The following is an 18,109-nucleotide window of genomic DNA, read 5'->3' as shown; positions in this document are numbered from 1 at the left end:
AATGAAGATGCACGTACAGGAATTGAAACTGGCAGATCTGATCCAGGCGTTCGACCGCCTGATAACCTTCTGGCACAGCGACCCGGCCGATTACAGAAGCGAGCCGGGCGAACTGAACCCTATAGCGCTCGAACTCGGCTGGCGCAACTATTCGCTGTGGCACGAGGAGGACAAGGCGCGCCGCACAGACGTCGACGACAGCATGATCGCCCAGGTGAAGCGCAACATCGACGGCTTCAACCAGCAGAGAAACGACCTGATCGAGAAGCTGGACGAGGCGATCCTCGCCTGGCTCACCCCGAAGGTCGATTTCGATAAGGATCTCCCGATCAACTCGGAGACCCCCGGCTCTATCGTGGACCGCATCTTCATCATGTCGCTCAAGGTCTACCACATGCACGAGGACACCCTGCGCGACGACATCGACGACGCCCACAGAAGCCGCTCCCAGCAAAAGCTCGCCACCCTCAGGGAGCAGCGCGCCGACCTGGAGCAGGCACTGCACCGCCTCCTCGACGATTACCTGGCGGGGAACCGGAAGATGAAGCTGTACCGTCAGTTCAAGATGTACAACGACCCGACCCTGAACCCCGAGCTGTACCGGCAGACAGGCGCCTGAGATGAATAGGGGAAGGAGTCTGTCGTGCGCGTTCTGATCGTCAAGATGTCGGCGCTGGGTGACGTGGTACATGCCCTGCCGGTGCTGGATTACCTGGCCCAAACGGTCAAGGGGGTCGAGATCGACTGGGTGGTGGAAGAGGCTTTCCGGGACATGCTCTCCGGCAACCCGCTGATCTCCCGGCTGCACCTCGCGCGCTTCAAGGCGTGGCGCAAGAAGCCGTTCGCGCTGGCCACGCTTAAAGAGGTGAACGCCCTGGCGAACACGCTCAAGGAGCGCAACTACGACATCGTCTTCGACCTGCAGGGGAACATCAAGAGCGGCATCGTCACCAGGATCACCGGCTGCCCGAGGCGCTACGGCTTCGACCGGGAAGCGGTGCGCGAGAGCCTCAACGTCTACTGCACCACGAACCAGATACCGCTCAGGCGCGCCGACCAGCACGTGAACGACCGGGCGCTGCGGGTGGTGAGCGTCCCCTTCGGCAAGAACTACCAGGGGATGCAGCTTGCCACCGATATCTTCACCCCCCCTGAGGACGATGCGGCCGCCGAGGCGTTCCTGGCGACGCTCTCCGACGGGCTGGTCTTCGTGCTGCATCATGGCACCACCTGGAGCACGAAGCACTGGCACCAGGAAGGGTGGATCTCGCTGGGACAGGAACTTCTGGCACTCTACCCGGAGGCCACCATCCTCCTTTCCTGGAGCGGGGAGACCGAGCACGAGGGGGCCAAGGAGATCGCCGCGGGGATCGGGCGCCAGGTGCGGGTGCTCCCCAAGCTGACCCTGAAGGGATTTGCCGCTCTCTTGAAGAAGGTCGACCTGGTCCTTGGCGGGGACACCGGGCCCATCCACATCGCCGCTGCCGTCGGGACCCCCACGGTCAGCCTGTACCGCGCTACCGACGGTTCCCGCAACGCGCCGCGGGGAGAGCACCGGGCGGTGCAGTCGCCGCTTTCCTGCACCAAGTGCCTGCGCCGCTCCTGCGACCGGGACGACGAGTGCCGCAGGAGCATCGAGGTGAAGGCCATGCTGCAGGCCTGCCAGGAACTCCTGGATGCTGCCGAATCCGTTTCTTGATCCGCTGCGCCCCGGCCTGCAGTTCCGGGTCCAAAACTGGAACTTGGGAACGAGTTGTGGCAGAAGCTTCAGAACGAGGTTGTACCTGTAGCCTGTTCGTTTTTTAATGAAATAAAATCTCTCTAGCACGCATTGGAGGTAGGTATGGCGAAGATACTGGTTACCGGCGCTGCAGGATTTATCGGCTACCACCTTTCGGAGAAGCTCCTCGCCAAGGGGTGCGAGGTGGTCGGCCTGGACAACGTGAACGACTACTACGACGTCACCCTGAAGGAGGGGAGGCTCTCCAGGCTGGAGGGGAAGCCCGGCTTCCGCTTCCTGCGCATGAACCTCGAGGACCGCGAGGGGATCAAGGAGCTCTTCGCCGCCGAGAAGTTCGACAGCGCGGTGAACCTGGCGGCCCAGGCCGGGGTCCGCTACTCGATCCAGAACCCCTACGTCTACATCGACAGCAACCTCTCGGGATTCATCAACATCCTGGAGGGATGCCGCCACAACAAGGTGAAGCACCTGGTCTACGCCTCGTCCTCCTCGGTCTACGGCGCCAACACCTCGATGCCATTTTCGGTACACCACAACGTGGACCATCCCGTCTCGCTCTACGCCGCCACCAAGAAGGCCAACGAGCTGATGGCGCACACCTATTCCAGCCTGTACGGGCTCCCCACCACGGGGCTGCGCTTTTTCACGGTCTATGGACCTTGGGGGCGCCCCGACATGGCGCTCTTTCTCTTCACCAAGGCGATCCTGGAGGGAAAGCCGATCGACGTCTTCAACTACGGGAAGATGCAGCGCGACTTCACCTTCGTGGACGACATCGTTGAAGGCATTAGCCGCGTGATCGACAGCGTCCCCCCGGGCGACCCCGGTTGGAGCGGCGCGAACCCCGACCCCGGGACGAGCTACGCCCCTTACAAGATCTACAACATCGGCAACAACAACCCGGTGGAACTCCTGCGCTTCATCGAGGTGCTGGAAAAGGCCCTGGGCAAGGAGGCGCAGAAGAACCTGCTCCCGATCCAGGCCGGCGACGTCCCGGCTACCTACGCCGACGTAGACGACCTGATGCGGGACGTGGGTTTCAAGCCGGCCACCTCCATCGAGGAAGGTATCGGCAGGTTCGTCGCCTGGTACCGCGAGTTCTACAAGGTCTAAACGGCACAAGTTACTGGGGACCGTCCGGTCCCCGGGGGCGTACAAACCCTGGAACTGCCTCAGGGTAGCGAAACGAAAAAAGCGAAAAGGAAAGCTCGTGAAGAAATACCGTCCGCTCGATTTCTCAGGTGTCAGCACCTATCCCATCGCCACGCGTAAGAACAAGATGAACGTCAAGGACGACTTCGCCCTGCCGGTCAGGCCGGGGATGACCGTCTCGGACCTCTTGGCCGCCATGCCGAACCAGTTGGGCTCCCAGTCCCTGAACCGGGTGATCGATGCCGTGGTCGCGGCGCGTAAGAAGGGGAAACCGGTGGTGATGGCCATGGGCGGCCACGTCATCAAGTGCGGCCTGCAGCCGGTCCTCAAATCCCTGATCGAGGCCGGCATCGTCACCGCCGTGGCGCTCAACGGCGCGGGCTCCATCCACGACTTCGAGATTGCGCTCATAGGCGCCACCAGCGAGGACGTGGGGGCCGTGCTGCACGCGGGGAACTTCGGCATGGCCGAGGAGACCGGAAGCCAGATCAACGAGGCGCTCAAGAAAGGGGTGGCACAGGGGCTTGGCCACGGCGAGTCGCTCGGCCGCATGATCCTCGAGCGCGAGCTACCCTACCGCGAGCAGAGCCTCATGGCCACCTGCGTGAAAAACGGGATCCCGGTCACCGTGCATGTCGCCATCGGCACCGACATCACGCATCAGCACCCCTCCGCCGACGGGGCGATGCTGGGCGCTGCGAGCTTCACCGATTTCCGCACCTTCGCTTCCGTCGTTTCCGAGCTTGGGGATGGCGGGGTCTATCTCAACATCGGGAGCGCGGTGCTCCTGCCCGAGGTCTTTTTGAAGGCGCTCTCCATAGCGCAGAACCTGGGGCATCACGTCGATCACTTCACCACCGCGAACTTCGACATGCAACAGCACTACCGTCCTCTCACCAACGTGGTGAAGCGCCCCACCTCGGGGGAGAGCCGCGGCTACACCGTCACCGGCCATCACGAGATCATGATCCCGCTTCTGGCTGCGGGAATACTGGACAGGTTAAAAGCATAATCAAAGGCTTTCACCACAGAGGAACACAGAGGAACACAGAAGAAAATCAAACCCTTAAAAGCCTGAAACTGGGATGAAGGAGATACAGGGGATAACAGCAAAAGAACAAAAGCTTTGGTTAAACCAGAAGTTGTTTTGGTTTTATCCCTTTTATCCGTTTTTATCCCTGTTAATCGTCTTTGGTTTTGCCTTTCCTCTGTGAACCTCTGTGTACCTCTGTGGTGAGCGCCTTCTAGTTTTTTTGGGAGTTTCTATGGAACGTAGGGAAGTAGAATCCTTTTTCGAACGGGCCGGGTCGATCCGGGCCCTTGTTGTCGGCGACCTGATGCTGGACGAGTACCTCTGGGGACGGGCGGAACGGATCTCGCCGGAGGCCCCGGTGCAGGTGGTCGAGGTGGCGAGCGAAGACCTGCGTCTCGGCGGCGCCGGGAACGTGGTCAACAACCTCGCCGCCCTGGGATGCCAGGTGAGTGTCTGCTCGGTGATAGGAAAGGACGAAAACGGCGCGCTACTGCGCCGCGCCCTGGAGGAGAAGGGTGCGGGGCTGGAAGGCCTCTTCGAGGAAGGTGAGAGAAAGACAAGCAAGAAGACCCGCGTCCTCGCGGCGAACCAGCAGATCGTCAGGATCGACCGGGAGACCAAGTCGTCCATAGGCGCCGCCAGCGAAAACGGGATCATCGATTACCTTACGGCGAGAAGCCGCGACTTCGACGTAATCGTGGTCTCGGATTACCTGAAGGGGGTCCTGACCCCGGCGGTCCTCACGGCGCTTGCCCGCACGGGAAGGGCGCTGGGGATTCCGGTGGTGGTAGACCCCAAGGGGAACGACTACGGCAAGTACCGCGGCGCCACCATACTCACTCCCAACCGCAAGGAGGCCGAAATCGCTTCGGGTGTAGCCATCACGGACCAGGAGTCGCTGCAGCGCGCGGCGGAGGGGCTTCTCTCCTCCCTCGAGCTCGACGCGCTCCTCATCACGCGCAGCGAGGCGGGGATGTCGCTCTTCCCGTCGGCCGGGGAGGCGGTCCACATCCCGACCGTGGCCCGCGAGGTCTTCGACGTGACCGGCGCGGGGGACACGGTGATCTCGGTCCTCTCCCTGGGGCTTGCCTGCGGCCTCTCCATGGCTGACGCTGCCTGGATCGCCAACGTGGCGGCGGGGATCGCGGTCGGAAAACTCGGGACCTCGACGGTCGCGCCGGAGGAGATCGTCGCCGAGGTCGGGCACGGCGCGAAGGACAGCGACTCGAAGATCAAGAACCTGGACGTCCTGTCCCACGCCATTGCCCGCGAGCGCTCGCGCGGCAAGAAGGTGGTCTTCACCAACGGCTGCTTCGACCTTCTGCACGTGGGGCACGTGAAATACCTGCAAAAAGCCAGGGGGCTAGGGGACATTCTGGTGGTCGGCCTCAACACCGACGCCTCGGTCCGCCGCCTCAAGGGGGAGAAACGCCCCCTCATCGAGGAGACGGAGCGGGCCCACATCCTGGCGGCCTTGGACTGCATCGACTACGTGGTGCTCTTCGACGAGGACACCCCCCTCAAGGTGATCGAGGCGCTTGCCCCGGACATCCTGGTTAAAGGGGGCGATTACAGCATAGAAGGGGTGGTCGGGCGCGAGTTGGTGGAGGCACGCGGCGGGCGCGTGGAGCTGATCCAGTTCGTCGACGGCAGGTCCACCAGCCGGATCATCGAGAAGATCCTCTCCTCGTACTGAGAGTCGTGGAAGTGGCTGGATGAGGGACTGCTTGCATCTCGTCAGCGATGCCGTGACGCCTGGGCCTGGGGCCTCGGAGACCGCTGTCGAAAGGTTGCAACCACTGTTTTGCATCCTTTTTCAATCTTTGTGCCAAATTTTCCGACTCGGCCAAAATTGGCTTTACAGTGAAATTCTATGATGCTATACTTTGCAGCGTAATTATGAATAACTTCAATAATATCAAGCGATTTCTCGGTCTGGCAGCCGTCGTCGCATCCCTTTTGGTGGTGGTTACAATTCTGGTAAGGATGGATCACGGAGTGGTGCCGAAGCTGCCGGTCAGGAAGCTTCCGCTGCAGGTGGACATCTCGCTGCAGAAGTTCCACTACACCGAAACCAAACAAGGGGTGAAGCGTTGGGACCTCGCGGCCGAGAAGGCAGAGTACAACAAGACGAAGGACCTTACCTCCCTCACTGGCGTCAAACTCGTGGTAGCCGGGGGTGCTAAGTTCGGAGATCTGGTGGTTACCGCGGACCGGGCGGAATACCATAACGACACCCGAGACGTGGCCTTGACCGGCAACGTGATAGGGGTGAGCAGCAAGGGGGTCCGCTTCTCCGCCTCCAATGTAAGATACCTGGCGTCGCGCTACCTCATGGTGAGCGAGGACCGGGTCCGCTTCAGCGATGGAGGCAATGAGCTGGAAGGGGTAGGGATGGAGTTTCAGACGCAGACACGGAGGTTCAAGTTGAAAAAGGACGTGAGCGCCGTATTCCGGCAGCAGGAGGCCAGGTGATGCGGAGCGTCTTTTGCCAGTTAACGCTTTTGCTGCTGCTAGCTTCGGCTGCCCTGGCTGCGCCGATTAGCGGAAAAGAGCCCTTAAAGGTTAAGTCCGACAACTTAACTGCCGATAACGAGAAGAAGACGGCGACGTTCGAGGGGAAGGTGGTTGCCCACCAGGGCGAACTGACCCTTTACACGGACCGTCTGGTGGTCTCATCCGACGGCGAGGGCAATGAGCTCTCCAAGGTGGAAGCCTTCGGCAACGTCAGGATCCTGCAGGGAAACCGGCAAGCCACGGGTGGGCACGCGGTCTACGACCCGAAGCGGGGGGTGATCCTTTTGGATGGCAACCCCAAGGTCATGGCAGGGGAAGACGTCATCACCGGGAAGGTGATCACCTACTTCATCAACGAACAGAGAAGCGTAGTAACCGGCGGCCCGAAGGAGCGGGTGGAAGCGGTCATTCACCCCGGAGGGAAAAATGTCGGCGCAAAACCGTAGCACCCTCTGCACCAAGGGGCTCGAGAAGGGTTTCAACAAGCGCAAGGTGGTCCGCGGCGTGGACCTCGAGGTGTCGTCGGGAGAGGTAGTGGGGCTTCTGGGGCCCAACGGGGCCGGCAAGACGACGACTTTTTACATGGTCGTGGGGCTTTGCCGCCCTGACCAGGGAGAGGTCATGCTGGACGGCGAACCGATCACGGTGCTCCCCATGTACCAGCGCGCCAGGCGCGGCATCAGCTACCTCCCCCAGGAGCCTTCGGTCTTCAGGCGCCTGAGCGTGCGGGACAACCTGATGGCGGTGCTGGAAACCATGGACCTCGAAGAGGTGAGGCGGAAGGAGCGGGTCGAGGAGCTTCTGGGCGAGTTCCGCATCGAGCACATCGCCGGGAGCAAGGGGTACGCTCTTTCCGGCGGAGAGAGGCGCCGGGTCGAGATAGCCCGGGCGCTCGCGACCGATCCGGCCTTCATCCTCCTGGACGAGCCGTTCGCCGGCATCGACCCCATCGCGGTGATCGACATACAGAGCATCATCACCACCTTGAAGGACAAGGGGCTCGGTGTGCTGATCTCGGATCACAACGTGCGTGAGACGCTGGGGGTCTGCGACAAGGCGTACATCATGAGCGCCGGAGAGGTGCTGGAATGCGGGGACCCGGTCCAGATCTCCCAGAGCAAGAAGGCACGCGAGATCTATCTGGGCGAAAAATTCAGGCTTTGACAGCCGCAACGCTCTTTGTTCTGTCTCCAATTCCTTCGTTTTAAAAAAATAATGCTTCGGCCGTTTTCCAAATCGCCTTCCGCGGTTATAATGAGGATAGGCGCAAGTCATAGCTGAGGCTGACCGGACATCAATAAAACAGTGCAAGCGAAGAACGGCAGCTTGTAACTGTTAAACCGCCGATCTTGAACGAAGAAGCAGAACGTAGAACTTCATTCATTTAGAAAGGAACTGTCGTAGCAGTACACGGATTCAGCGAGGACTTATGGCAATAGAGATGCGCCAGCAGATGAAAATGAGTCAGCAACTGGTGATGACGCCCCAGTTGCAGCAGGCCATCAAGCTCCTCCAGCTTTCCCGGCTGGAGTTGCAGGACGTAGTACGTCAGGAGTTGGAGGAAAACCCCATACTCGACGAGGTTATCGAGCAGGAGGAGATCCGGGAGCCCGAACAGATAGAGCTGCGCGAGAAGGAAGCCGAGCCGGAGGCCGCTGCGAGCGACTTTCAGGAAGTGCGTGCCGGCGAGGAGACGCGCGAGGCTGACTGGGATTCCTACATCGACGGCTACAACTACAGCTCCGGAGAGCAGTACTACGACGACGAGGACCGCCCCTCCTTCGAGAACCTCCTCACCAAGAAATCAACCCTGTTCGACCACCTGATGTGGCAGCTGAGCCTGACCCGCCTCACCGAGCGCGAGATGGCGGCTGGAGCCGAGATCATCGGCAACATCGACGAGGACGGCTACCTGCGCGCCTCCCTTGAGGACGTAGCTTCAGCCTGTGTCCAGGTAGCCCCTTTTCACGAGGAGGTGCTCGAGTGGTCGGGGCTTTCCGCCGACGCCGGCGAGGAAGAGATCGCCGATGCGGCCGGCGGGTTCTCCGCCACGGTGCTGGTGCCGCTCATCGATTCGGTTCTGAAGCGGGTCCAGGAATTCGACCCGGTCGGGGTCGGGGCCCGCGACCTGCGCGAGTGCCTCCTGATCCAGGTGGGGAGCCTCGGCATGGCGGGGAGCCTCGTGGAGTCGCTTTTGCGCGACCACCTGAAGGACCTGGAAAGCCACAAGTACAAGCAGGCCGCCAAGGTGCTGGGGGTGGAGGTGAACGACATCCTCGCCGCCACGAGGATCATCGCGGAACTCGATCCCAAGCCGGGGCGGGTCTTTGGCAGCGACGACGTGCAGTACATCTCGGCCGACATCTTCGTGCACAAGGTTGGCGACGAGTACGTGGTGATGCTGAACGACGAGGGGATGCCCAACCTGAGGATCAACCCCATCTACGCCCCCGAGGCGAAGAGCAGCCGCCCGGTCGACAAGGTGGCCGAGGACTACATCGGCGAGAAGATGCGCTCCGCCCTGTGGCTCATCAAGAGCATCCAGCAGCGCCAGCGCACCATCTTCAAGGTGGCGAAAAGCATCGTTAAGTTCCAGCGCGACTTCCTCGACCGCGGCATAGAGCACCTGCGCCCGCTGGTCTTGAGGGACATCGCCGAGGACATCGGCATGCACGAGTCCACCATCAGCCGCGTCACCACCAACAAGTACATGCAGACCCCCCAGGGGCTCTTCGAGCTGAAGTACTTCTTCAATTCCGGCATCTCGACCGGAGAAGGGGACTTCATCGCCTCCGAGAGCGTGAAGAGCAAGATCAAGGAGCTGGTCGACAACGAGGACCCCAAGCGCCCTTACAGCGACCAGCGCCTGGCAGAGCTCCTCTCTGACCACAACATCGTCATCGCCCGCCGCACCGTCACCAAGTATCGCGAGATGCTCCGGATCGGTTCGTCCTCGGAGCGCAAGAAGCATTTCTAACGCGGGCGCCGCCGGCCGGCGCGTGAGCCGCGTGTATTGACAATAAAGGGAGGTACTTATTATGCAAACAACCGTGACGTTCAGACACATGGAGCCGAGCGACGCTCTCAAGAGCTACGCAGAGGAGAAACTGGAGCGGGTTAAGAAATATATAGACGAGCCGATCGTCGTCCAGGTATTTTTGACCGTCGAGAAGATCCGCCACCTGGCCGAGGTGACCATCACCGCCAAGGGGATCACCATCAAGGCCGCAGAAGAAACCAACGACATGTACGCCTCCATCGACGCCGTCTCGGACAAGATCGAGCGCCAGCTGCGCCGCTTCAAGGAGCGCATCAAGGCCCACAAGCCGGCCCCCGACGCCCGCGAGCGCCAGGTGCAAAAGAGTATCGTAGAGGCCCAGAGCATCGAGGAGGGGGCCCAGGCCCCGGTCATCATCAAGACCAAGAGCTTCTCCATGAAGCCGATGTCTGTCGAGGAAGCCGTGATGCAGATGGAGCTTCTGCACAAGGACTTCCTGGTCTACACCGAGTCCTCCACCGAGAAGATCAACGTGGTGTACCGCAGAAAAGACGGCAACTACGGCCTGATCTCCCCGGAGACCACCTGATAGCCGCAAAGCGGCAATCATCTTGAAAACCGGAGCTGAAAGCTCCCGGTAAAGGATCGGGAGGCGCCCCCCGTGGCGCCTCCCGCCATAACTACGGCCCCTTCTGGGGCTTTTCGCTTGCACGGGGGAAAGGTCGGCGCAATTGACTAGCATGAGCCTCAGCATCAAGGATCTCCTGGAAGACAAGGCCTACGGCCTGGACCTGCAGCTTGTCTGCGGCGAAACCGGTCTGGGCAACCGTCTCTACAGTTCCCGCATCCAGAAACCGGGGCTGGCGCTTACCGGATACACGGAGCACCTGCACCCGGACCGGGTCCAGGTGCTGGGCAACACCGAGATCTCCTACCTGAGCCAGGTCCCCGAGGAAGTGGGGAGCCGGCACATAGAGAAGCTTTGCAGCTATCCCATCGCCTGCTTCATCGTCACCAAGGGGCTCGATCCCCCCGAATTCCTGAAGAAGAGCGCGCATGATGCCGGGATCCCGCTTCTGGGGACGCACCACCAGTCCTCCACCTTCATCTCCCTCATCACCAAGTTCCTGGAGGAGAGCCTCCTTCCCTCGACCCACATCCACGGCGTGCTGGTCGACGTCCTGGGGGTGGGGGTGCTGCTTCTGGGCAAGAGCGGCATAGGCAAGAGCGAGTGCGCCCTCGACCTGGTGATCCGCGGGCACCGGCTGGTCGCCGACGACGTGATCCACATCAAGAAGAAGATGCCGGCGGCTCTCGTCGGGCAGGCGGGCGACTCTATCCAGTACCACATGGAGATCCGGGGCTTAGGCATCATCAACATCAAGGACCTCTACGGCGTCTCCTCCATCCGGGAGAAGAAGATCATCGACATGGTCCTGGAACTCATGGAGTGGGACGCAAACCAGGAGTACGAGCGCCTGGGGATCGACGAACCGGTGAAGACCATCCTGGGGGTCGATCTGCCGCACCTGAAGATCCCGGTGCGCCCCGGTAGAAACCTCACCTCCATCATCGAGGTGGCCGCCAGGAACTTCCTGTTGAAGGGGATGGGGTACCACTCAGCGCGGGAGTTCCACGAAAAGCTCCTGGCCCGCCTGGAATTCCGGCCGCTGGGCAACGAGGTGGAATAGCATGCGCATCGTCATCATAACCGGGCTCTCCGGATCGGGAAAATCGACCGCGGTGCGCGCTCTGGAGGACGAGGGGTTCTTCTGTCTCGACAACCTTCCGGTCTCCCTTGTCACCACCTTCATCGAGCTGGTCGAGCACTCGCGCGAGGACATAAAGGACGTGGCCCTGGTGATGGACATCCGCTCCCGCGACTTCATCAAGGGGTACGACCAGGTATTTCAGGCCATATCGTCGGCCGGGCACAGCGTCAAGATCTTCTACTTCGACGCAACCGACGAGGTGCTGATCCGCCGCTTCTCCGAGACCCGGCGCCGCCACCCGGCGCTGGAGGGGGCCACGGTCCCCGAGGGGATCCGCTTCGAGCGCGACCAGCTGGCGGGTCTAAGACGCATCGCCACTGCCATCATCGACACCTCCGAGATGAACGTGCATCGCCTGAAAGAGCTGGTGATCGGCCTGGTCAAGGGGGGGGAGGGTGTGCTGGAGATGCAGGTGAACCTGCAGTCCTTCGGCTTCCGCTACGGGCTCCCCCTAGAGAGCGACCTGGTCATGGACGTGCGCTTTCTCCCCAACCCGTACTTCGTGGCCACGCTGCGCCCCATGTCCGGCCTGGACCAGGGGGTGCGGGATTACGTCATGGGACACAAGGAAACGGTCGTCTTCCTGGAGCACTTCAGGAACATGCTGGAGCTCTTGCTCCCCAGTTACCGCAGGGAGGGGAAGTCCTACCTCTCTGTTTCCATCGGCTGCACCGGCGGCAGGCACCGCTCGGTTGCCATAGCGGAGGAGCTTTACAACTACTTTCGCCAGAGAAACGTGAACATCAAGATTACACACAGGGACATAGATAAGGGGTTGGGATGATCGGACTGCTTTTGGTAGCGCATGCCGGTGTGGCGAGCGAGCTGTTGGCCGCGGCGGAGATGATAGTGGGCAAGCTGGAGTTAGCCGAGGCTGTGGGGGTGACCCCGGACGCATCGGCCACGGACGTGATGGCCGCCATCAAGGAGGCGGTGGCCCGAGTCTCGGAGGAGGGTGCGATCATCATGACCGACATGTTCGGCGGCACCCCCTCGAATATGAGCATTTCCTTTCTGGAGGAGGGGCGCGTGGAGGTCCTTACCGGCGTCAACCTCCCCATGCTGATCCGTTTCACCCAGGAGCGCGGCCGCTGCAGCGTCGGGGAACTCGCTCTCAAGCTGAAGGAGAGCGCCGTCGAGGGGATCACCGTAGCAGGTGATTACCTGAAGAAATAAAGGTCAACTATGATCCAAGGTGAATTCGTCATACCCAACAAGCTGGGATTGCACGCCAGGGCCTCCGCGCTCCTGGTGAAGACCGCGAGCCGCTTCGCTTCCGAGATCAGGATCGAGCGCGAAGGGGTCGAGGTGAACGGCAAGAGCATCATGGGGATCATGATGCTGGCCGCGGGGAAGGGGAGCACCGTCGTGCTCAAGGTCGAGGGGCTGGACGACGCCGAGGCGTTTGCGGCTATCGGGGAGCTGATCCGTAATGGGTTTGGAGAGGAGTGATTCCAAGGAGCTGAAGGGGATCGGCGCCTCCGCAGGCATCGCCATCGGCCAGGTCCGCATCACGGACCGGCGCCGGGTGTCGGTGACCGAGGTGGTGGTGGCGCACGAGGAGATCCCTGGGGAGGTGGTGCGCTTCGCCAAGGCGATCGAGCGGGCCAAGGGGGAGCTTTGCGCCCTCAAGGACCAGCTCTCCAGCACCCACGGCCCGGAACACCTCTGCGTCATCGACGCGCACCTGATGCTTTTGGACGACACCATGCTGCTGGGGGAGACCACCCAGTACATTGAAAGGCTCGGCATCAACGCGGAAGGGGCGCTGAAAAGGACCCTGACCCGCTTCAAGTCCTTCTTCGAAGGGGTGGACGACGACTACCTGCGCGAGCGCGGCAGCGACGTGGAGACGGTGGTCGAGCGGGTGCTCAGGAACATGGTGGGGCAAAAGCAGGAGTCCATCGCCAAGATCGAGGGGAAGGTGATCGTGGTGGCCCACGACCTCTCCCCGGCGGACATCCTGCAGATCGACAAGGAGAACGTGATCGGCTTCATCACCGATCTCGGGGGGAAGACCTCCCACTCCTCTATCCTCGCGCGCGCCTTCGAGATCCCCGCCGTGGTGGGGCTGGAGCGTGCCACGCTCGAGGTGGCGGACGGCGACACCATCATCGTAGACGGCGCCACCGGCCTGGTGATAGTGAACCCCGGCGTCGAGCAGTTCAGGGACTACCTGCAGAAAAAGCAGCGCTACGAGTACGTTGAAAGGGAACTGCTGAAACTGCGGGACCTGCCGGCGGTGACTCTGGACGGGCACCGGATGCGGCTCAAGGGGAACGTCGAGTTCATCGAGGAAGTGGCCGGCATCCAGCGGCACGGCGGCGAGGGGATCGGCCTGTACCGCACCGAGATGCTCTTTTTCAACCGGAACACCCTTCCCGGCGAGGAGGAGCAGTTCGAGGCATACGCGGCGCTGGTGAAGAAAATGGCCCCGCAGCCGGTGACCATCAGGACGCTGGACATAGGCGGCGACAAGTGCCTCACCGACCTGGATCTGACCGACGAGATGAACCCGGCCTTGGGGGTGAGGGCGATCCGCCTCTCGCTGCGCCAGCCCGATGCATTCAAGGCCCAGCTTAGGGCCATCCTCAGGGCCAGCGCCTTCGGGGAAGTCCGCCTCTTCTTCCCGATGGTCTCCGGGGTGGCCGAGGTGCGCGCCGCCAAGGCGCTACTCGAGGAGGCCAAGGCCGAGTTGCGCGGGCGTCACAGCTTCGACGAGAAGGTCCAGGTCGGCATCATGATCGAGATCCCTTCGGCCGTCGTCATCGCCGACCTTTTGGCTGCGGAGGTCGACTTCTTCAGCGTCGGCACCAACGATCTCATCCAGTACACCCTTGCCATCGACCGCACCAACGAGCACCTCTCCTCTCTTTACGAGCCGCTGCACCCGGCGGTGCTCCGTTCCCTTAAGATGGTGGTGGACGCGGCGCACGGGGCTGGTATCGACGCCTGCATCTGCGGCGAGATGGCGGGCGAGCCGGAATACCTCCCCGTTCTTCTTGGTCTTGGCTTCGACGAGCTCTCCATGAATGCCGTCTCCATCCCGCGCGTCAAGAAAATCCTGCGCCGCTGCAGCATGGAGGAGGCCCGCCAGGTCGCCCTGCGCGCCCTTTCCTTTGCGACGGCGGCCGAAGCGGACGCCTACCTCAAGGGAGAGATAGCGGCGCGCTTCTCCGAGAGCTTCGACTAACCCCCTTTTACTTCGTTTCACCCAGCGCCACGAGCGTGAGCTCCACCCCGAGCGCCAGGTTCTCCCCCGCTACCTTGGAGTTCCGCGCCAGCCGGATCAACTGCGGAACCAGCGCAGGCCTCTTGGCCAGGGTGAGCATGAGCCGCCACGGGCTCAGGTTAAGCTGCGAGTCGCAGATTTCGGCGATGTCGAAGCCCAGTTCCTCCTCTGCCGGGTCGCTCACCCCCCTAAGCGCCACCGCCGCGATCCCGGCTTGTCGAGCCTCCCGGAACACCGCCGCACTCTCCATCTCCAGTACCGGCTGGTCGATCGACCCCGCAAGCCTCTGTGCGAGCTCACGCTTTTTCACCACCCCGGTGGCGGTGATGAAGGAGCCTTGCCTGGGTGAGAGCCCCCCCCCGCGGCAGCTTTCCAGGATAGAGGAGGCAAACTGCAGGGGAGGTGCGGGCGCCTCGGTGAGCGTTCCCCCGGAAAGCGTGAAGATCAGCTCGGCCAGCACCAGGTCGCCCACGGCCAAGCCCGGGAGGACGCCGCCGCAGAACCCGAAGTTGAGGATCACCCGCGGCGAGGCGGTCCGGATCAGGGTTTTGGTGGCTTTAGCCGCATGTTCGGGCCCCATTCCCGATTCCACCAGGACCACCGGGTAGCCGCCGCAATCGAAGCGGTACAGGTTGAACCCCGAGACCTTTTCCCTCCGGCAGCGGCCCACCCGCCGCAAAAGCGGGGCTATCTCCTGGGGCATGGCGGCCACCGCCCCGAGGCACTCTTTCTTCATGGCCAGGCTCCTCTGTTTGGTTTGCGCACTTTAACAGAGCGAGGCTTTTGCCGCAATGTCAAAGGTTGCCGAGGGTTAACTTGACAAACGGGATTCACCGCCTTATAGTCAGGGCTTATTTTTTGGTGTGACTCTGTTAATCTGGAGGGCGAATCATGAAGCCGTTGTTTCTGAACCCGCCGACCTTCGAGGACTTCGACGGGGGGGCCGGTGCGCGCTACCAGGCCTCCCGCGAGGTCACCTCCTTCTGGTTTCCCGGCTGGCTTACCTACCCCGCCGGCATGATCCCCGGAGCCCGGGTGGTGGACGCCCCGGTGCAGCGGCTCGACCTCGATGCCTGCCTGAAGATCGCCCAAGAGTACGACATGGTGGTGATGTACACCTCCACCCCGACCCTCGCCATCGACGTCGAAACCGCGCGTCGGATCAAGGCGCAGAACCCCGCCACGTTAACCGTTTTGACCGGGCCCCACGTGAGCGTCCTCCCCGAGGAGTCGCTGCGCTTTGCCGCCGGCGCTGTCGACATCGTCTGCCGCGGCGAGTTCGACTACTCGACAAAGGAACTTTGCGAAGGGAAGCCCTGGTCAGAGGTGGATGGCATCAGCTTCCTTAAGGAGGGCAAGGTGGTCCACACCAAGGACCGCCCCCCCATCGCCGACCTCGACAGCCTCCCCTTCGCAAGCCAGGTCTACCACCGCGACCTACCCATCGAGGAGTACGTCATCCCGCATTTCCGGCACCCGTACGTCTCCATCTACGCCTCCCGCGGCTGCCCCTCGCGCTGCATCTACTGCCTGTGGCCCCAGACCTTCTCCGGGCGGACCTTGAGGAAGAGGAGCCCGCAGAACGTCTACGAGGAGGTGCGCTGGATCAAGGAGAACCTTCCCCAGGTGAAGGAGATCTCCTTCGACGACGACACCTTCACCGCCGACCGAGAGCATGCCAAGGCAATCGCACGCGCCATCAAGCCGCTCAACGTATCCTGGGTGATCAACGCCCGGGCCAACTGCGACTACGACACGCTCAAGGAACTGCGCGACGCGGGGATGCACCACGTGGTGGTCGGCTACGAGACCGGCAACGAGCAGATCCTAAAGAACATCAAGAAGGGAGTCACCAAGGAGCAGGCGATCGAATTCACCCGCAACTGCCACAAGCTCGGCCTCACCATACACGGCGCCTTCGTCCTGGGTCTTCCCGGCGAGACCAGGGAGACCATCAAGGAGACCATCGCCTACGCCATAGATCTCGACCTCACCTCGATCCAGGTTTCGCTCGCCTCCCCCTATCCCGGCACCGAGTTCTACGACATGGCGCTCAAGGAGGGGTGGATCGCCTCGGACAGCTTCCTGGACGCAAGCGGGCACCAGAAATGCGTCATCAACTACCCCGACCTCTCCAATAAGGAGATCTTCGACGCGGTAGAGCTCTTCTACAACAAGTTCTATTTCCGCCCCCGCTACATCGCCCGCAGCCTCTACAGCATGCTGGTCGACTCCGCCCAGCGCAAGAAGCTCCTCAAGGAGGGGGCGCAGTACCTGAGCTACATGCGAAAGCGCAAGCAGGCCTGTGCCTAGTGGGTCGATGAAAGAGCTAGTGATCAACGCGGACGACTTCGGCCTTTCCAGGGGCGCCAACCACGGCGTCTTCCGGGGCTGGGAGGAAGGGGTATTGACCAGCGCCTCGCTCATGGTCGGCGGCGACACCTTCGAGGAGGCGGCAGCCTACGCCCGGGCCAATCCCGCCCTGCAGGTCGGGCTGCACCTGACCCTGGTGCAGGGAAGCGGCGTGCTGACGCAACACGGCCTGCCTCCCTTGACCGACGCGAGTGGCTACTTCGGCGACGACCCGGTGCTGGCAGGGATGCGATTTTTCTTCCTGAAGCCTTTGAGAAAGAAGCTGCACCTGGAGATCGAGGCGCAGATCACGAAGTGCCTGGACGCGGGGGTGGACCTCTCCCACATCGACGGGCACTTGAGCATCCACATGCACCCGGTGGTGTTCGACATCCTCTGCGAGCTGATGCCGCGCTACGGCATCAAAAGCTTCCGGCTCACCAGGGAGAACCTCGCCGCAAACCTAGCCCAGGACCGCAAAAGGATCTTCGGCAAGTGCGCAGACGCCTTCATCTTCGCCTCGCTCGCCAGGCGCTGCCGTCCCATGCTGGACCGGCTCGGGATCCGCTACGCTGCCGAGGTGAAGGGGCTGCTCAACTCGGGGCGGATGACGGAGCAGTATCTCTTGCGGGCGCTGGAAAGCGTGGGGGAAGGTCTCACCGAGATCTACTTCCATCCCGGCAGCCGTCCCTGCCCGACTCTGGAGCGCCGGATGCCGGATTACCTGCACGACCAGGAACTGGCCGCCTTGACCAGCGCGAACACGCGGCAGAAGCTGGCCCAGCTGGGAATCCGGCTCAGAAACTACCGCGGAGAGGAAAAGACATATGCTTAAAACCGTTGTGGTCATGCTGATGGCGGTCACCGCCGGAACCATCGGGGACCTGCTGCTTGCCAGCGGCATGAAGGAGTTGGGGGATCTCTCCACCATGAATCTCAGGGGGATACTGAAGGTCTCCCAGCAGGCTCTGACCACGCCGAAACTGGTGCTGGGAACCGCGATGCTCGCCGTCTTCTTCTTCCTGTGGCTCGCCGTGCTCTCCTGGGAGGACCTCTCCGTCGCGCTGCCGATGCAGGCGCTAAACTACATACTGGTCGCCTTTTTGTCTCAGTACTTCCTGCACGAGATAGTCAGCCCTCTGCGCTGGGCCGGGACGGTTCTCGTAGCGGTGGGCGTTATAATGATAACCAAGAGCTCAGGCGCCTGATCTTCTAATCGCGTCGGTTGCGGTAGAAGGGCCGGCAGCGGCTGGCTGTGTAACATTAGATAAAACCTAGGCTTTTTCACTTGAAAAAAAATTCCAAGTGGAGA

Annotated in this window: 19 protein-coding genes; 18 read left to right on the top strand and 1 reads right to left on the bottom strand. The window is 61.9% G+C overall.

The genetic code is table 11. The features are described from left to right. Position 1 precedes the first annotated feature (1 nt). From GEOBRER4_RS16670 to ptsP, 15 genes are all read left to right on the top strand, one after another. Positions 2–619, top strand: coding sequence for a DUF4254 domain-containing protein (locus GEOBRER4_RS16670; RefSeq protein ID WP_185243216.1), 618 nt, complete (start codon positions 2–4; stop codon positions 617–619). A 24-nt stretch (positions 620–643) separates the two neighbouring features. Further along, positions 644–1,699, top strand: a complete 1,056-nt coding sequence (gene waaC / locus GEOBRER4_RS16665; protein ID WP_185243215.1) for a lipopolysaccharide heptosyltransferase I — start codon at positions 644–646, stop codon at positions 1,697–1,699. Between the two features lie 144 nt (positions 1,700–1,843). After that, positions 1,844–2,854 carry an NAD-dependent epimerase gene (locus GEOBRER4_RS16660; protein WP_185243214.1) on the top strand — a complete coding sequence of 337 codons (1,011 nt, stop codon included), beginning with the start codon at positions 1,844–1,846 and terminating at the stop codon, positions 2,852–2,854. A gap of 97 nt (positions 2,855–2,951) precedes the next feature. Next, entirely contained in the window at positions 2,952–3,905 is a 954-nt protein-coding gene (locus tag GEOBRER4_RS16655; RefSeq protein WP_185243213.1) for a hypothetical protein, read from the top strand. Between the two features lie 253 nt (positions 3,906–4,158). Continuing rightward, positions 4,159–5,622: a bifunctional D-glycero-beta-D-manno-heptose-7-phosphate kinase/D-glycero-beta-D-manno-heptose 1-phosphate adenylyltransferase HldE gene (gene hldE, locus GEOBRER4_RS16650; RefSeq protein WP_185243212.1), complete on the top strand. Its 1,464-nt coding sequence runs from the start codon at positions 4,159–4,161 to the stop codon at positions 5,620–5,622. A 203-nt stretch (positions 5,623–5,825) separates the two neighbouring features. Beyond that, positions 5,826–6,401: an LPS export ABC transporter periplasmic protein LptC gene (gene lptC, locus GEOBRER4_RS16645; RefSeq protein ID WP_185243211.1), complete on the top strand. Its 576-nt coding sequence runs from the start codon at positions 5,826–5,828 to the stop codon at positions 6,399–6,401. Then, entirely contained in the window at positions 6,401–6,889 is a 489-nt protein-coding gene (gene lptA / locus GEOBRER4_RS16640; RefSeq protein ID WP_185243210.1) for a lipopolysaccharide transport periplasmic protein LptA, read from the top strand. Before lptC ends, lptA begins: the two co-directional genes overlap by 1 nt. Further along, positions 6,870–7,607: an LPS export ABC transporter ATP-binding protein gene (gene lptB, locus GEOBRER4_RS16635; protein WP_185243209.1), complete on the top strand. Its 738-nt coding sequence runs from the start codon at positions 6,870–6,872 to the stop codon at positions 7,605–7,607. Before lptA ends, lptB begins: the two co-directional genes overlap by 20 nt. Positions 7,608–7,872: 265 nt before the next feature. Next, the gene (gene rpoN / locus GEOBRER4_RS16630) at positions 7,873–9,420 is read left to right on the top strand and encodes an RNA polymerase factor sigma-54 (protein WP_185243208.1); all 1,548 of its coding nucleotides are present in this window, start codon (positions 7,873–7,875) and stop codon (positions 9,418–9,420) included. Between the two features lie 61 nt (positions 9,421–9,481). Next, positions 9,482–10,030 (top strand): ribosome hibernation-promoting factor, HPF/YfiA family, encoded by a 549-nt coding sequence (gene hpf, locus GEOBRER4_RS16625; protein ID WP_085815283.1) that lies wholly within the window; start codon positions 9,482–9,484, stop codon positions 10,028–10,030. Between the two features lie 151 nt (positions 10,031–10,181). Further along, positions 10,182–11,132, top strand: coding sequence for an HPr(Ser) kinase/phosphatase (gene hprK / locus GEOBRER4_RS16620; RefSeq protein ID WP_085815282.1), 951 nt, complete (start codon positions 10,182–10,184; stop codon positions 11,130–11,132). A 1-nt stretch (position 11,133) separates the two neighbouring features. After that, a complete protein-coding gene (gene rapZ, locus GEOBRER4_RS16615; RefSeq protein ID WP_085815281.1) occupies positions 11,134–11,997 on the top strand; it encodes an RNase adapter RapZ in 864 nt (287 codons plus the stop codon). Further along, a complete protein-coding gene (locus tag GEOBRER4_RS16610; RefSeq protein ID WP_085815280.1) occupies positions 11,994–12,389 on the top strand; it encodes a PTS sugar transporter subunit IIA in 396 nt (131 codons plus the stop codon). Before rapZ ends, GEOBRER4_RS16610 begins: the two co-directional genes overlap by 4 nt. A 9-nt stretch (positions 12,390–12,398) precedes the next feature. Next, on the top strand, positions 12,399–12,665 hold the full coding sequence (locus tag GEOBRER4_RS16605) for an HPr family phosphocarrier protein (RefSeq protein ID WP_185243207.1): 267 nt from the start codon (positions 12,399–12,401) through the stop codon (positions 12,663–12,665). After that, entirely contained in the window at positions 12,646–14,406 is a 1,761-nt protein-coding gene (gene ptsP / locus GEOBRER4_RS16600; RefSeq protein ID WP_185243206.1) for a phosphoenolpyruvate--protein phosphotransferase, read from the top strand. Before GEOBRER4_RS16605 ends, ptsP begins: the two co-directional genes overlap by 20 nt. A 7-nt stretch (positions 14,407–14,413) precedes the next feature. Here the strand turns inward: ptsP and GEOBRER4_RS16595 are convergent, their stop codons facing one another. Further along, on the bottom strand, positions 14,414–15,181 hold the full coding sequence (locus GEOBRER4_RS16595; protein WP_185243205.1) for a phosphorylase family protein: 768 nt from the start codon (positions 15,179–15,181) through the stop codon (positions 14,414–14,416). Positions 15,182–15,336: 155 nt separating this feature from the next. Here GEOBRER4_RS16595 and hpnJ point away from each other — a divergent pair, with 155 nt between their 5' ends. Genes hpnJ through GEOBRER4_RS16580 form a run of 3 tightly spaced genes read left to right on the top strand, consistent with a single transcriptional unit; the run spans position 15,337 to position 18,005 of the window. Further along, a complete protein-coding gene (hpnJ, locus tag GEOBRER4_RS16590) occupies positions 15,337–16,758 on the top strand; it encodes a hopanoid biosynthesis associated radical SAM protein HpnJ (RefSeq protein WP_185243204.1) in 1,422 nt (473 codons plus the stop codon). Positions 16,759–16,765: 7 nt separating this feature from the next. After that, positions 16,766–17,632, top strand: coding sequence for a hopanoid biosynthesis-associated protein HpnK (gene hpnK / locus GEOBRER4_RS16585; RefSeq protein ID WP_185243203.1), 867 nt, complete (start codon positions 16,766–16,768; stop codon positions 17,630–17,632). After that, positions 17,625–18,005: an EamA family transporter gene (locus GEOBRER4_RS16580; RefSeq protein WP_085815275.1), complete on the top strand. Its 381-nt coding sequence runs from the start codon at positions 17,625–17,627 to the stop codon at positions 18,003–18,005. The genes hpnK and GEOBRER4_RS16580 overlap by 8 nt, the downstream gene beginning before the upstream one ends. Positions 18,006–18,109 lie beyond the last annotated feature (104 nt).

Source organism: Citrifermentans bremense (assembly GCF_014218275.1).
GTDB lineage: Bacteria > Desulfobacterota > Desulfuromonadia > Geobacterales > Geobacteraceae > Geomonas > Geomonas pelophila.
This window is presented reverse-complemented; position numbering and strand designations above follow the sequence as displayed.